The organism is Mesorhizobium sp. WSM4906 (assembly GCF_029674625.1).
Lineage (GTDB): Bacteria > Pseudomonadota > Alphaproteobacteria > Rhizobiales > Rhizobiaceae > Mesorhizobium.
In genome coordinates this window covers 834,727-849,167 of record NZ_CP121355.1, presented here as the reverse complement: position 1 = coordinate 849,167, position 14,441 = coordinate 834,727, and the positions used below count along the sequence as shown (strand labels likewise).

Sequence of the window (14,441 nt, the reverse complement as noted above, 5' to 3'; positions counted from 1 at the left end):
TAGCCCGATGGATCGCGCGGGTCGCTCAGCGCATCGGCCTCGCACTTGCCGCCGTCGGGCGAGAAGATCTCGACTTGATAGCCGCGTTCGGTGAAGGCGAACTAGGGATGCGTGAGTTCGCTCCACCAGAAGCCGACCGGCCACCCGGTCGTGGTCGAGACGGCCGGATTGGCGATGATGATCGCCACGCGTTTGGGTTTTCGCCCATTGACCGGATTTGGATCCCGCACGCTCATTGTCGCACTCCTTTCTGAAAGTGTTGCCTGCGAAGTCGGACAAGGCAATCTGGCCACATGGCCGGGCAATTTCCGCTTTCGTCGCGGCCCCGCCTTGCCTACCATCTGCACATGACCCAACGCGGTAGACTCTATGGCTGCCCGGTCGAGTTCGCGCTCGATGCACTCGGCGGCAAGTGGAAGACGGTGATCCTGGCCCGGATCAAGGAGCGGCCGCTGCGCTATTCCGAATTGCGCCGGACGATCCCGTCGCTTTCCGACAAGATGCTGACCCAGCGCCTGGGCGATCTCGTCGAGATCGGTTTCGTCAGGCTCGAGGCATCGCCCGACGGCAAGGGGCGCTATACTTTGACCGAGCGCGGCCACGACCTTGCCGCTGCGCTGCAGGCGCTCTACGACTGGGGCAGCGTGCATGGCCGCGCCGAGGGCGTGCGCTTCCGCACCGATGTCGAAGCCGCCGCCTAAAGCGCGTCGCGCCGAAGCGGATTCAGGCGACGCGCTTTAAGTCTTTGTTTTTATGCATGTCCGTTATCGCAAAACCGCTGCGCACTTTTTGCGCGACATGCATTGACAAGCCCACTTCCTCAGACCGTGCTGGCAAGCGCGCCGCAAAAGCCCGCGGCATCGGTGACAACCGCTTCGCCGAGGAAACGAAGCGTGGCCAGCGAGCGGTCGCGCGCTTCCCGGTTGCCGAAGCCGCAGGCGTCATCGATCAGAACGGCCACGAAGCCATTGTCGGTCGCTTGGCGCACCGTCGGCTCGATGCCGATCTCCATGGCGATGCCGGCGAGCGCCACGGCGCGCACGCCGCAGTCACGCAAGGCAAAGCCGAAGGCGGTGGAATCGAAGGCCGACATGGTTAGCTTGTCGAACACCGCCTCGTCGGGGCGCGGCTCCAGTTCGGGTACGATCCGCGTCGCTTCGGCGTCGCGCAGAAACCATGGCTCTACCGCAGCGGGATCGCCCTGCCGCTGCCAGGCCATGGCGGTGCGCAACTGCGTGGCGCCCATCCATTTCTTCGGCAGCGACAGATGGCGCGTGAACGCCACCCGCATGCCGGCCGAGCGCGCCGCTTCCAGTGCCGTGCCGGTGCGTTCGATGATCGTCGCCGCGCCTGCGACCTGGCGGCAGATGCCGACCTGCATGTCGTAGACGACCAGCGCCATGCGGCGCGGATCGCACCATTCGGCCATGCTGGTCGGGATCTCGATGCCTTCGCTTGACCAGATCATGCCGCCGTCCGATCCCAGGGCTTGGCGATGTCGACGGTCGGGTCGAACAGGAATTCGAGCGGCAGCGGCGCGTCGAAGGCGATGAAGTGCCATTCCAGCAACCCGGCCTTGGACAGCGGGAAATCGTCGGTGTAGCGCCTGGCTTCCTCGATGCTGTCGAGCTCGAAGACGATAATGACGCCGCCGACATCGGCGCGCGCATAATTCTCGCGCACGATGCCTGCCTTCCAAAGCCGCCAGACATTCGAGACCTCGTCGCGCAGATAGGGCCGCAGATCGTCGAGCGTGACGCCGGGCTTGAAATTGTCATAGGCAAGAATCTTCATCGGCTGCTCCTTGCGTTGGCCCCGCGCGGAATTCGGCTAGCATGGTGGAAAAGGCAGCGGCAACGAACCACATGGTTCGTTGAAGCATCGCGGTGGTTGGCCGCTGTGGTGATCGGTCGGCAAGATGCCGCCATCTCGCCGGCCTCGGTAATCCGGATTCCTGATTGGGATCGAGGGGCTAGGCGGCAATTGAAGCGTAATCTCCCCCGTTGAGGGGGAGATGGCCGGCAGGCAGAGGGGTCGTTTCGACCGGGCTCGACCTACCTGCTGCAGAGGGAGGTTAGCGCTTCACGCGCGGTGACCCCCTCTGTCGCCTTCGGCGACATCTCCCCCGCGAGGGGGCAGATTACGCACCTCGCGAAATTCCATTCCCCCACTCGCCGCCGGATTGGCACGATCTATCTTCTTTCCAAGCCAAAAGGGCTGGAAAAGACGCTCCTGTGTGATGCGTGAAGCCGGAATGGAGTCCGGCCGGCATCATGCGCGAGATTGTAACCCGCGTCGAACTTGCTTCCATGGAGGGTCCGAGATGAGCGTGCACAGGAAAGCGGCGCCGGACGGCGCGGAAGGCAATTTGGCGCGGCTGCGTCCGCCCTACGCCTCGGTGCTCGACCTGATCGGCCAGACGCCGGTTGTCGAGCTCACCAAATTCGACACCGGCAAGTGCCGGCTGTTCATCAAGCTGGAAAGCCAGAATCCCGGCGGCTCGATCAAGGACCGCATCGCGTTGTCGATGATCGCGGCGGCCGAGAAGGCGGGCCGGCTGAAGCCCGGCGGCACCATCGTCGAGGCGACCGCCGGCAACACCGGCCTCGGCCTCGCCCAGGTCGGCATCCCCAAAGGCTACCGCATAATCCTCGTCGTGCCCGACAAGATGTCGCGCGAGAAGATCCAGCATCTGCGCGCTTTAGGCGCCGAAGTGCGCATGACCCGTTCCGACGTCGGCAAGGGCCATCCCGAATATTACCAGGACATGGCCGAGAAGATCGCCACCGAGCTGCCCGGCGCCTTCTATGCCAACCAGTTCGCCAACCCGGCAAACCCGCTGGCGCACGAGACCACCACCGGCCCGGAAATTTTTACCCAGCTCGACGGCGACGTCGATGCGGTGGTGGTCGGCGTCGGCTCCGGCGGCACGCTCACCGGGCTCGGCCGCTATTTCGCAAAACATTCTCCGAAAACCGAGATGGTGCTGGCCGATCCGGTCGGCTCGGTGTTGGCGCCGCTGATCAAGACCGGCAAGATGGAAGAGGCCGGAAGCTGGACCGTCGAAGGCATAGGCGAGGATTTCGTGCCGCCCAATGCCGACCTCTCGCTGGTCAAGAAGGCCTATTCCATCACCGACAAGCAGAGCATGCTGGCGGTGCGCGATCTCCTGTCCCGCGAGGGCATCCTGGCCGGCTCGTCCTCCGGCACGCTTCTGTCGGCAGCGCTTCGCTATTGCCGCGAGCAGACGACGCCGAAGCGTGTCGTCACGCTGGTGTGCGACAGCGGCAACAAATATCTGTCGAAAGTGTTCGACGACATCTGGCTGGCCGAGCAGGGCCTGGCCGACCAGGAGCAGCATGGCGACCTGCGCGACCTCGTCATGCGCTCGCCGCGCACCGGTGACATCGTGACCGTCGGTCCCGAGGAAACCCTGCTCAACGCCTATGGCCGCATGCGCCGCTCCGATGTCTCGCAATTGCCGGTGCTCGACGACGGCAAGCTGGTTGGCATCGTCGACGAGAGTGACATCCTGGCCAAGGTCGACGGCCCCTATGATGGCCGCTGGGACCGTTTCAACGCGCCGGTGCGCACGGCCATGACGTCGAGCCTGCACACGCTGCAGGCCAGCCAGACGCTCGATGCGCTCTTACCCGTCTTCGACCGCAACGAGGTCGCCATCGTCTTCGATGGCGAGGAGTTCATCGGCCTGATAACCCGTATCGACCTGATCAACCATCTGAGGCGCCGCGCAAAATGACGACATCTGGCAGGAACCGCCTGGCCTTTTCCACCCGCACCATTCATGGCGGCCAGAGCCACGACCCGACCACCGGCGCGGTGATGGTGCCGATCTACGCCACCTCCACCTACGGCCAGCAGTCGCCCGGCGTGCACAAGGGCTTTGAATATGCCCGCAGCCAGAACCCGACGCGCTTCGCCTTCGAGCGCGCGGTGGCCGATCTCGAAAGCGGCACGAAAGCCTTCGCCTTCGCCTCCGGTCTGGCGGCGATCGGAACGCTGCTGGAGCTGCTCGATGCCGGCGCTCATATCGTTGCCACCGACGATATCTATGGCGGCTCGTTCCGACTGATGGAGCGGGTGCGCAAGCGCTCGGCCGGGCTTCAAGTGAGTTTCGCCGACTTCACCGATCTGGCGGCGGTCGAAGCCGCGATCCGGCCCGAGACAAAGCTGCTCTGGGTCGAGACGCCGACCAATCCGCTGCTGCGCATCGTCGATCTCGAAGGCCTTGCGGCGCTTGCAAAGCGTAAGGGTCTGCTTACCGTCGCCGACAACACCTTCGCCAGCCCCTACATCCAGCGGCCGCTGGAGCTCGGCATCGACATCGTCGTCCATTCGACGACGAAATACCTGAACGGCCATTCCGACATGGTCGGCGGCGTGGCGGTCGTCGGCGACGACAAGGATCTGGCCGACCGGCTGAAATTCCTGCAGAACGCCATCGGCGCCATTTCCGGCCCGTTCGACAGTTTTCTGGCGCTGCGCGGCATCAAGACGCTGGCGCTGAGGATGGAGCGCCATTCGGCGAACGGCCTGAAGATCGCGCAATGGCTGGAAGGCCGGAAGGACGTGCGCCGCGTCATCTATCCCGGGCTTGCCAGCCACCCGCAGCACGAGATCGCCAAGCGCCAGATGCACGCCTTCGGCGGCATGATCTCGGTCGATCTCGACCGCGACCTTGCCGGCACCAAACGCTTCCTCGAACGCACGCAGCTCTTCACGCTGGCCGAGAGCCTCGGCGGCGTCGAAAGCCTGATCGAGCATCCGGCGCTGATGACGCACGGCTCGATTCCGGCCGAAAAGCGCGGCGCGATCGGCATCTCCGATTCGCTGGTGCGGTTGTCCTGTGGAATTGAGGATGGGGATGATTTGATTGCGGATTTGGAGCAAGCGTTGGGGGGATAAACAGCCTTCGTCGCGATCCTTCGCGCCCCTCTCTGTCCTGGCGACCTGTCCTTCGATCATTCTAGGGCGGAGCAAGGAGCGAAGCGACGCGCGCAGACCCTAGAATCCATGCCGCGACGCTAAGGCGTTGCTGCACCTCAGAATTCTGCTCCGTTGCACCCTACGGCGGAGGTCACGGCATGGATACTCGGGTCAAGCCCGAGTATGACGACGTCACGAGGGCCATCAGCCAATCTCCAACGTCGTCGCCAGAAGCGCTCACCCCACCGGGCGCTGTCCCGCCGACACTCCGTATGTGTGCCATTGCAGACTGCAGCTTACACCTTACAGTGAGCCAGCTTGCGATCTCCGGAGGCGTGATGCGCGTGATCGTGTTGGGTGGCGGCGTTGTCGGCGTCACCACCGCCTACCAGTTGCAGAAGGACGGGCACGAGGTCGTCATCCTCGAGCGCCGCGCCGAAGTCGCCGCCGAGACCAGCTGGGGCAATGCCGGCATGATCGCTCCCGGCCATTCCTTCGTCTGGTCGTCGCCCAAGGCGCCGATGATCCTTTTGAAATCGCTGGTGCTGAAGGATCAGGCGCTGCGCTTCAAGCTCTCGGCCGATCCCAGGCTCTATAGCTGGTCGTGGCTGTTCCTGATGGAATGCACGGCCGAGAAGGCCCGGCGCAACACGCTGCTCAAGCATCGCCTTGCCGCCTATTCGCAATCGGTCCTGCACGAGGTAATCGCCGACGAGCAGATAGACTATGACCGCAACGATCGCGGCATCCTCTATTTCCACCGCAGCCAGCAGGCGCTCGACAAGGGCGTCGAGCATATGAAGCTGCTGGAATCCGACGGGCAGGAGATCAGGGTGCTCGACCGCGCCGGCGTCGTCGCGCTCGACCCGTCGCTTGGCTCGGCGAAGGAAAAAATCGCCGGCGGCATCCATTGCCCGACCGACGAGACCGGCGATCCTGCAAAATTCACCCGGGCGCTTGCCGCCAAGGTCTTGGAGCGCGGCGGCGTGATCCACACGGGAACGACGATCACCGGCATCGAGACTTCGGGCGACGGCGTCACCCGGGTGCTCACCGACAAGGGCAACTTCAGGGGCGACGCCTATGTCCTGGCGCTCGGCTCCTACAGCCCGCTGATCGCAAAAACGATCGGCATCAGCCTGCCGATCTATCCGATCAAGGGCTATTCGCTGACCATTCCCGTCGGCAACCGGCCGCATCCGCCGACCATCGCTTCGGTCGACGAGCACAATCTGGTCGCCGTCTCGCGCTTCGGCGACCGCATACGCGTCACCGCAACGGCCGAATTCGCCGGCTACGACACCAGCCACAAGCCGGCCGATTTCGGTTTCATGAAGGGCGTTACGCAGGAGCTTTATCCCGAGGGCGCCGACTATGACCGCGCCGAGATGTGGGCGGGCCTGAGGCCGATGACGCCGAACAATCTGCCCGAGTTCGGACGGCGGCGCCTCGGCAACCTCTATCTCAACACCGGGCACGGCCATATCGGCTGGACCATGTCGCACGGCTCGGCCCGCATCACCGCCGATCTGATCGCCGGCCGCAAGCCGGCCATTTCGATGGATGGACTTTTGAACTGAACGGTCGGATTCCAAACGGGAACCGAACCGAGATCGACGAGAAGGGGAATGCCATGTCTGTCAGCGCAGCCCGCCTTGAATCTTCGGCACCGGTCGATCCCAAGCCGGTCGACCTCGGCATCTTGCCGTCGGAGCTCGACGGCGGCCTTGCCTCGCGCGCGGCGATCGGCCTTGCGATCCTCGCCACCGACCAGACGCTGGAGCACGAGTTCCGCGCGCTGGTGCGCATTCCGGGCGTCGCCTTCTACGAAGCCCGGCTCTTCAACGACAACGACATCACGCCCGACACGCTGCGCGCCATCGGCCCGCGCATCGCGCCGACCGTCGACCTCATCCTGCCCAGCATTCCGCTCGACGTCGTCGGCTTCGGCTGCACCTCGGCCACCATGACGCTCGGCGAGGAGGCCGTGTTCGCCGAGATCAGGAAGGCGCGGCCGGGCGTCGCCTGCACCACGCCGGTCACCGGCGCGCTCGCCGCCTTCAAGGCGCTCGGCGCCAAGGGCATCGGGCTGCTCACGCCCTACGCCCCCGAGATCAACCAGGGCCTGGTCCGTTATTTCACCGGCCGCGGCCTCGACATCGCCGCCGTCGCCACCTTCAACCGGCGCGACGACCGCGAGGCGGCTCGTATCTCGCTTGCCTCGATCGAGGCGGCGGCCGAGCGCATGGCGGCGGCGCCGGGAGTGGACGCGATCTTCATCTCCTGCACCAGCCTGCGCGTTGCCGAGGCGGTGGCGGAGCTCGAACGGAAGATCAGCATCCCCGTCACTTCCTCGAACCACGCCATGGCCTGGCACTGCCTGCGGCTCGCCGGCATCGACGACGTCGTGCCGGCAGGTGGCAGATTGTTTGCGCTGCCGGCACTGTAATCAGCGCGGCGAACTTTTCAGGGGACCGTCATACATTGTCCAATGTAGCGCTGGTCGACCCCCACTCCGTCTCGGCTTCGCCGAGCCACCTCTCCCCCGATCGACGGGGTAGAGGAAAGGCGCCAAGCTTTTTGGCCTCAACGCTCGTCCAGCAACGCTCCCTTCCTTTCCCTCCGGAGGGGGGAAAGGTGGCGCTGCGAAGCAGCGACGGATTGGGGGAACCACGTGGCAATCAAGCCTCGGCCCGATCAGTCACGCCAGTCATAGAAGATGTGTGCATGCCCTAGACAAAATGGGGAGAGGTGGCCGCGAAGCGGACGAGAGGGGCCGGCTCTGCCTACGCGGTTACATGAGATCGCCCTCCGTTAACGGAATCGGAAGGAGATGTTTAACGCTTCGCTACTATGTCCCGCTCCGGGAGGCAGGACAGAGTGAGCGCGATGAACGACAGCCCCGAAAAGCGCAATGAATGGCGCACCATTTTCTACGTGCAGGCGCGTGTCGCCATTCTGTTTGTCCCGATCATCGTCAGCCTGCTGATCATCGGCGCACTCGCCGGCAATGACCACGATCCCGCCGCCATCGACCGGACCGTGACAAGTTCGGTGAAATAGGCGGCCTGACGACCGACACCCGCCGGTGTTCCGCGCAATCTAGACAAAGCGCGGGATTCGGCCGTTCTGCGCCGTCGTTCGCTCGCCGAGGTCGATGAACACCTCGTCGACATAGCACCAGCCCCAGCCTTCCGGCGGGTCGTAACCTTCGATGATGGGATGCTGGGTGGCATGAAAATGCTTGGTGGCGTGGCGGTTGGGCGAGTCGTCGCAGCATCCGACATGGCCGCAGGTGCGGCAGAGCCTCAGATGCACCCACCAGGAGCCGCTCTTCAGGCATTCCTCGCAGCCGAGCGCGCTCGGCGTCACGTCCTGGATGTCGTCCGTATGCCTGCATTCGTCCATCACGATCTCCTCGTCAATTCGGGATGACTGGCGCGGCCGCCATTTTGCGCCAGATAGGCATGCAGCGCCGCAACCACCTGGGCGCCTTCGCCGACGGCGGCGGCGACGCGCTTGGTCGAGCCGCAGCGCACGTCACCGATGGCGAACACGCCGCTGCGGCTGGTCTCCATCGGGCCGTGTCCCGGCGCCACGTCCGCTCCGGTGCGGACAAAACCCTTGGCGTCCAGCGCCACGTCGCAACGCGTCAGCCAGTCGGTATTCGGGTCGGCGCCGATGAACAGGAAGACATGGCGGATGGGGCGCGTCGTCGCCACGCCGGTCGCCCGGCTGCGCCACCGCACTTCCTCCAGATTGCCTTCGTGGCCGTCCAGCGCCTCGATCTCGGTCTCGGGCAGCACTTCGATGTTCGGCTGCGCCTCGATGCGCTCGACCAGATAGCGCGACATGGTGGCGTCGAGGCTGTCGCGACGCGCCAGCAGCGTCACCTTGCGCACCTGGCTCGCCAGATAGACCGCCGCCTGGCCGGCCGAATTGCCGGCGCCGACCAGCGCCACCTCCTGGTCCCGGCAAAGCCGTGCCTCGATCGGCGAGGCCCAATAATGCACGGACGTCCCCTCGAACTGCGCCAGGTTGGCGATGTCGAGGCGGCGGTAGCGTGCGCCGCTGGCGATCACCACAGTGCGGGCGCGCACGGCCTCGCCGTCGCCGACATCGAGCCGGTAGCCGGTCATGTCGTCGGCGGCGCCGAGCAATTTGGCTTCATCGGGGATCACCATCTCGACGCCGAATTTTTGCGCCTGGTTGTAGGCGCGCGCCATCAGCGCCATCCCCGTGATGCCGGTCGGGAAGCCGAGATAGTTCTCTATTCGTGAGGAAGCACCTGCCTGGCCACCGAAGGCACGGCAGTCGAACACGATCGTCGACAGCCCTTCGGAGGCGGCATAGACCGCGGCCGCCAACCCCGCCGGCCCCGCGCCGACGATGGCCACGTCGTAGACCTTGTCGGCGTCGACCGGCCGCAGCAGGCCGACACAGCGGGCAAGGTCGCCCTCGCCCGGATTGTGCAGCAGCTTGCCGTTCGGGCAGAGCACGATCGGCAGATGGTGGGGATCGACATGAAAACGCTCGATCAACGTTTTGGCGCAGGGGTCGGTGTCGGAATCGAGAGCGCGGTGCGGCAGGCCGCTGCGGCGCAGAAATCCCTCAAGCCGCAGCACGTCGCCATTGCCCGGAGGGCCGATGACGATCGGCCCGCTGATACCGCTCTCGAGCAGGCCGACGCGGCGCAGGATCAGCGCCCGCATGACGCGCTCGCCGAGATTCGCCTCCTGCACCATCAGGTCGCGCAGCCGCTGCGAGGGGATGACGATCGCCTCGACCGGCCCGGCCGCCTCCGCACTGACCAGCGACGGTCGGCTCGAAAGCTGCGCCAGCTCGCCGATGAAGTTGCCGGCGCCGTAGGTGATGATCGCCTCGCGCGGGCCGAGCCCGCCGGCCTGCGTAATGTCGACCTTGCCCGACAGGATGAGGATCAGCCCGGGCGAGACCGTGCCGGCGGTGACGATATGCTCGCCGGCGGCATAGCTGCGCGCTTCGCCGAAACGACGCATGCGCTCGATATCCGCGTCGGCGAGCACGGGAAACATCTGGTCGCGGCGGGCGGCAATGGTCGGACTGACGGAGAGGGCCATGGGGCGGACCGTAGCGTTATGGCCGCCGGGTTTGAAGCGGTTTGTTCGGCCGGAAGAGGAGGTTGTTGGCTGCCGACGGCGCCGGTGACCCCCATCGCTCTTGGAACTCCGGGATGGCCTGCCATCCGAAGCTCGAAGAGCGAAGGATGGTGCCCAGAAGAGGACTCGAACCTCCACTCCTTGCGGAACACGGACCTGAACCGTGCGCGTCTACCAATTCCGCCATCTGGGCTGGTGGGCGCTCATGTAAGCGGGCAAGCGATACGTGTCAACGCGCTTTTTTCAGAGCATGATCCCCAAAGTGGGAACCCAGTTTCGGAAAAGATCATGCTCGATTAAGAAACGTCCGCAGCCTGCCGGCTTAGTTTCGGGGCGTCGGCGCCGCCCCTCATCCGCCTGCCGGCACCTTCTCCCCGTATAGTGACGGGGAGAAGGGGCTGGCCGCAACGCTGGCTCTCGTCTTGCAACGCTGAAGATTGGCGAAACCGGCGAAGAGAGCGCCCCTCTCCCCGTCACTATACGGGGAGAGGATGCCGGCAGGCAGGTGAGGGGCAGCGCCAACGCCGAAAAGGTGAGGGCGGGACGGAAACAAACGTGCTGGGAATGCCCTCGGAGATCGCCCGCCTGCCCTCTGACCGCCACAAGGAGGCCAGAGCCTCACCCCTCCAGCACTTCCTTCTTCGCCACTGTCGAATCGGCGTTGAGCTTGTAGATCACCGGCACGCCGGTGCCGAGCTCGAGCTTGACGATTTCCTCGCCGCTCTTGCCGTCCAGCGCCATGATCAGCGCGCGCAGCGAATTGCCGTGGGCTGCGACCAGCACCGTTTCGCCGCGCAGCACATGCGGCTGCACGTCGTGCAGGTAATAGGGCCATACGCGCGCGCCGGTGTCCTTCAGGCTTTCGCCGCCGGGCGGCGCGACGTCATAGGAGCGGCGCCAGATATGCACCTGCTCCTCGCCCCATTTCTTGCGCGCGTCGTCCTTGTTGAGGCCGGAAAGGTCGCCATAGTCGCGTTCGTTGAGCGCCTGGTCGCGGATGGTCTTCAGATCGCCCTGGCCGACCACGTCGAGGATGATCTGGCAGGTCTTCTGCGCCCGCTTCAGCGCCGAGGTGTAGGCGATGTCGAACTTCAGGCCGCGCGCCTTCAGCTTCTCGCCCGCGGCGAGCGCTTCCGCGTTGCCCTGCTCGGTCAGACCCACGTCGCGCCAGCCGGTGAACAGGTTCTGCAGGTTCCATTCGCTCTGGCCGTGGCGCACGAGCACGAGAGTTCCCGACATGTTTGCTCCTCTAGGGTTTGCGCAATTCCGCGAAAACTGTGCAGCCGTCCGGAATTGCGCGAGAACGAAATACGACAGGATGCCTCAGCTCAGGCCGAGCACGTCCCGCATGGAATAGAGCCCGGGCTTCTTCGCGCGGGCCCAAAGCGCCGCTTTTACGGCGCCGCGGGCGAAGATCGCCCGGTCCTCGGCCTGGTGGGAGAGCGTGATGCGCTCGCCGGTGCCGGCAATGATCACGCTGTGCTCGCCGACCACCGAACCGCCGCGCAAGGTGGCGAAGCCGATCGTGCCGGCCTTGCGCACGCCGGTATGGCCGTCGCGCGCCCGCACGCTGTTGTCCTCGAGCGCGATCCCCCTGCCCTTCGCCGCCGCCTCGCCGAGCAGCAGCGCCGTGCCGGACGGCGCGTCGACCTTGTGCTTGTGGTGCATCTCCAGGATCTCGATGTCGAAATCTTGCGGCTCGAGCGCGCGCGCGGCCTGCTCCACCAGCACTGCCAGAAGATTGACGCCGAGGCTCATATTGCCGGATTTGACGATCGTCGCGTGGCGCGCGGCAGCCGCGATCTTCGCATCGTCGTCGGCCGAGCAGCCGGTCGTGCCGATGACATGGACGATGCGCGCCTGCGCGGCGTAGCCGGCGAATTCGACGCTTGCGCCAGGCGCCGTGAAGTCCAGAACGCCGTCGGCCTTGGCGAAGGCCGGCAGCGGGTCGTCGACGATCGGCACGTTGATGATGCCGATGCCGGCGAGCTCGCCGGCATCCTTGCCGAGATAGGGCGAGCCCGGCCGTTCCACCGCTGCGGCGACGCGCGCGCCGGGCATGGAGTGGATGGCGCGGATCAGCGTCTGGCCCATCCGGCCGGCGGCGCCCACCACCACCAGGCCCATATCGCCTGCTTCGCTCATGCGTTTCTCCCGACGACCTTCTTCGCGCGGCTGCGCGGCAACGGAGTTTGGCCCGAAGTCTGGCTTGCCTTGGCGTCATCGACAAGCCCCAGCCCCTTGTTGCCCTGGACCCGGTGGAAGCGGGCGTAGACGCTGTGCGGGTCGGCCATCAGCGAGGCATGCGTGCCTTCCTCGACCAGCCGGCCTTCCTCCAGCACGATGATGTGGTCGGCATTGACCACCGTCGACAGCCGGTGCGCGATGACGATGGTGGTGCGCCCTTCCATGACATGAGTCAGCGCTTCCTGGACGCGCGCTTCCGCTTCGTTGTCGAGCGCCGACGTCGCCTCGTCGAGCAGCAGGATCGGCGCCTGGCGCACTATGGCGCGGGCGATCGAGACGCGCTGGCGCTGGCCGCCCGACAGCGTCACGCCGTTCTCGCCGACCGGCGTGTCGTAGCCCTGAGGCTGCTGGCGGATGAACTCGTCGGCGGCCGCCTGTTGCGCCGCCAGCTCGATCTCGGCGTCGCTGGCCGACAGCCGGCCGTAGCGGATGTTGTCGCGGATCGTGCCTTCGAAGAGATAGGGCGCCTGCGAGACATAGGCGATCGAGCCGCGCAGCGACTGCTTGGTCACCTTGGCGATGTCCTGGCCGTCGACCACGATGCTGCCTTGGTCGACGTCGTAGAAGCGCTGCAGGAGCGCCACCAGTGTCGACTTGCCGGCGCCCGACGCGCCGACGATCGCCGTGACCTTGCCGGCGCCGGCGGTGAAGCTCAGGTTCCTGAGCACCGGCATGTCGGCGGAATAGCCGAACGAGACGTTGTCGAAGCGTACCTCGCCGCTGGTGATTTTCGCCTCGACGGCGTCGGGCGCGTCCTCCTGTTGCGGTTCGAGGTCGAGCAGCTCGTAGATCATGCGAGCGTTGACCAGGGCCCGCTCCATGCCGACCTGCATGCGCGCCAGTCGCCTCGCCGGATCGTAGGCGAGGATCAGCGCGGTGATGAAGGAGAAGACCGCGCCTGGCGGCTGCCCGAGAACCAGCGCGCGATAACCGGAATAGGCGATGACGGCGGTGACGGCGAGACCGGCCAGCATGTCGGAGATGGGCGACAGCCGCTCCGAGACGCGGGCGATCTTGTTGCTGCGTTGCTCCGCCGTGTCCGCCATGTGGTCGATGCGCCGCGCCAGCTCTCCCTCCATGGTGAAGGCCTTGACGATGGCGATGCCTTGCGTGGCCTCCTGGATGGCGCCGATCAGCCGGGAATTGATCAGCACGGATTCCCGGTTGATTTGCCGCACGCGACGGGTGATGTAGACCACGGCCCAGATCAGCGGCGGTCCGATCAGCAGCGAGCTCAGCGACAATACCGGGTCCTGGTAGATCATGAGTCCGACGAGGCCGACCAGCGTGACCGCGTCGCGGGTGATCGACGTCAGGGTCAGGGACAGCAGGTCGCGAATGCCGCCGACATTCTCGTTGACCTGCGCCGCCAGTCGGCCCGAACGCGTGTCGTTGAAGAAGCCGACGCCGAGCTTCATCAGGTGGTCGAAGATGCGCTTCTGGTAGCGCGCCACCAGATTGTTGCCGATCTTGGCCAGCGCCACGGCCTGGCCGTAGCCGGCGAAGCCGCGCAGCACGAAAGCTCCCATGAAGCCTGCGCAAATCCACACGATCGCGTCGCCACGCCGCTCGTAGAATATCTGGTTGACCATCGGCGCCATGACCCAGGCCGAGAACGCCGTCGTGCCCGAGACCAGCAGCGAGCAGGCGATGACGACGACATAGGACCAGCGATGGTCACGACCGTTCTCGGCGAGAATACGGCGCAGCACCGCATTGACCTCGCCGGGCCGGGCCTTTTGCTTGCTTGGGGTTTCAAGTGTCAAATCGGGAGCGCTTCGTGGTTCTGACAGGACGGGGCGGCTTTTTCGGTCCCCCTCTTAGCGCCCCGGCCACGGCTTGCCTATGGCGAAACTTCGTCGCGGCGTCGCGGAGGCGGCGAAGGATGATTTTATTTTGGAGGCCGGCGCCAGGCACCCCCCTCTGGCCTGCCGGCCATCTCCCCCTCAAGGGGGGAGATTGGCAGCTTTAGCGCTTCGCTCGATCCTGCAATGTTGGCGATTGGCGAAAGCCGCAGTGACGTCCGATCTCCCCCCTTGAGGGGGAGATGTCCGGCAGGACAGAGGGGGGTACTTGGCACAGGCCTTTCAGACATCTGGGCCTGACCGC

The 14,441-nt window shown here is 65.4% G+C and carries 14 protein-coding genes and 1 tRNA gene; 6 read left to right on the top strand and 9 right to left on the bottom strand.

The window, feature by feature from the left end; translation table 11 throughout:
* Nucleotides 1-101: 101 nt before the first annotated feature.
* The gene (locus tag QAZ22_RS03990) at nt 102-236 is read right to left on the bottom strand and encodes a hypothetical protein (RefSeq protein ID WP_278205673.1); all 135 of its coding nucleotides are present in this window, start codon (nt 234-236) and stop codon (nt 102-104) included.
* A gap of 111 nt (nt 237-347) precedes the next feature.
* Between QAZ22_RS03990 and QAZ22_RS03985 the strand changes: the two genes are divergently transcribed.
* Complete coding sequence (locus QAZ22_RS03985; protein WP_278205672.1) at nt 348-701, top strand: helix-turn-helix domain-containing protein; 354 nt, start codon at nt 348-350, stop codon at nt 699-701.
* Between the two features lie 119 nt (nt 702-820).
* Here QAZ22_RS03985 and QAZ22_RS03980 read toward each other — a convergent pair whose 3' ends face one another.
* The gene (locus QAZ22_RS03980) at nt 821-1,468 is read right to left on the bottom strand and encodes a cysteine hydrolase (RefSeq protein WP_278205671.1); all 648 of its coding nucleotides are present in this window, start codon (nt 1,466-1,468) and stop codon (nt 821-823) included.
* Nucleotides 1,465-1,794, bottom strand: coding sequence for a hypothetical protein (locus QAZ22_RS03975; RefSeq protein ID WP_278205670.1), 330 nt, complete (start codon nt 1,792-1,794; stop codon nt 1,465-1,467). The genes QAZ22_RS03980 and QAZ22_RS03975 overlap by 4 nt, the downstream gene beginning before the upstream one ends.
* Nucleotides 1,795-2,323: 529 nt before the next feature.
* Between QAZ22_RS03975 and QAZ22_RS03970 the strand changes: the two genes are divergently transcribed.
* The 5 genes from QAZ22_RS03970 to QAZ22_RS03950 all read left to right on the top strand — a co-directional run bounded on the left by QAZ22_RS03970 (nt 2,324) and on the right by QAZ22_RS03950 (nt 8,010).
* Nucleotides 2,324-3,760 carry a pyridoxal-phosphate dependent enzyme gene (locus tag QAZ22_RS03970; RefSeq protein ID WP_278205669.1) on the top strand — a complete coding sequence of 479 codons (1,437 nt, stop codon included), beginning with the start codon at nt 2,324-2,326 and terminating at the stop codon, nt 3,758-3,760.
* Nucleotides 3,757-4,926, top strand: a complete 1,170-nt coding sequence (locus tag QAZ22_RS03965; protein WP_278205668.1) for a cystathionine gamma-synthase — start codon at nt 3,757-3,759, stop codon at nt 4,924-4,926. Before QAZ22_RS03970 ends, QAZ22_RS03965 begins: the two co-directional genes overlap by 4 nt.
* 359 nt (nt 4,927-5,285) lie before the next feature.
* On the top strand, nt 5,286-6,527 hold the full coding sequence (locus QAZ22_RS03960) for a D-amino acid dehydrogenase (RefSeq protein WP_278205667.1): 1,242 nt from the start codon (nt 5,286-5,288) through the stop codon (nt 6,525-6,527).
* A 53-nt stretch (nt 6,528-6,580) separates the two neighbouring features.
* Nucleotides 6,581-7,396, top strand: coding sequence for an aspartate/glutamate racemase family protein (locus tag QAZ22_RS03955; protein WP_278205666.1), 816 nt, complete (start codon nt 6,581-6,583; stop codon nt 7,394-7,396).
* Between the two features lie 431 nt (nt 7,397-7,827).
* Nucleotides 7,828-8,010, top strand: a complete 183-nt coding sequence (locus QAZ22_RS03950) for a hypothetical protein (RefSeq protein WP_278208017.1) — start codon at nt 7,828-7,830, stop codon at nt 8,008-8,010.
* 39 nt (nt 8,011-8,049) lie between these two features.
* Here the strand turns inward: QAZ22_RS03950 and QAZ22_RS03945 are convergent, their stop codons facing one another.
* The 6 genes from QAZ22_RS03945 to QAZ22_RS03920 all read right to left on the bottom strand — a co-directional run bounded on the left by QAZ22_RS03945 (nt 8,050) and on the right by QAZ22_RS03920 (nt 14,098).
* A complete protein-coding gene (locus QAZ22_RS03945; protein ID WP_278205665.1) occupies nt 8,050-8,355 on the bottom strand; it encodes a UBP-type zinc finger domain-containing protein in 306 nt (101 codons plus the stop codon).
* Nucleotides 8,355-10,046 (bottom strand): cyclic nucleotide-binding domain-containing thioredoxin-disulfide reductase, encoded by a 1,692-nt coding sequence (locus tag QAZ22_RS03940; RefSeq protein WP_278205664.1) that lies wholly within the window; start codon nt 10,044-10,046, stop codon nt 8,355-8,357. Before QAZ22_RS03940 ends, QAZ22_RS03945 begins: the two co-directional genes overlap by 1 nt.
* 147 nt (nt 10,047-10,193) lie before the next feature.
* Nucleotides 10,194-10,278, bottom strand: a tRNA-Leu gene (locus tag QAZ22_RS03935).
* Between the two features lie 425 nt (nt 10,279-10,703).
* A complete protein-coding gene (locus QAZ22_RS03930) occupies nt 10,704-11,324 on the bottom strand; it encodes a 2,3-bisphosphoglycerate-dependent phosphoglycerate mutase (RefSeq protein WP_278205663.1) in 621 nt (206 codons plus the stop codon).
* An 84-nt stretch (nt 11,325-11,408) separates the two neighbouring features.
* Nucleotides 11,409-12,230, bottom strand: coding sequence for a 4-hydroxy-tetrahydrodipicolinate reductase (dapB, locus tag QAZ22_RS03925; protein ID WP_278205662.1), 822 nt, complete (start codon nt 12,228-12,230; stop codon nt 11,409-11,411).
* On the bottom strand, nt 12,227-14,098 hold the full coding sequence (locus QAZ22_RS03920; protein WP_278205661.1) for an ABC transporter ATP-binding protein: 1,872 nt from the start codon (nt 14,096-14,098) through the stop codon (nt 12,227-12,229). The genes dapB and QAZ22_RS03920 overlap by 4 nt, the downstream gene beginning before the upstream one ends.
* Nucleotides 14,099-14,441 lie beyond the last annotated feature (343 nt).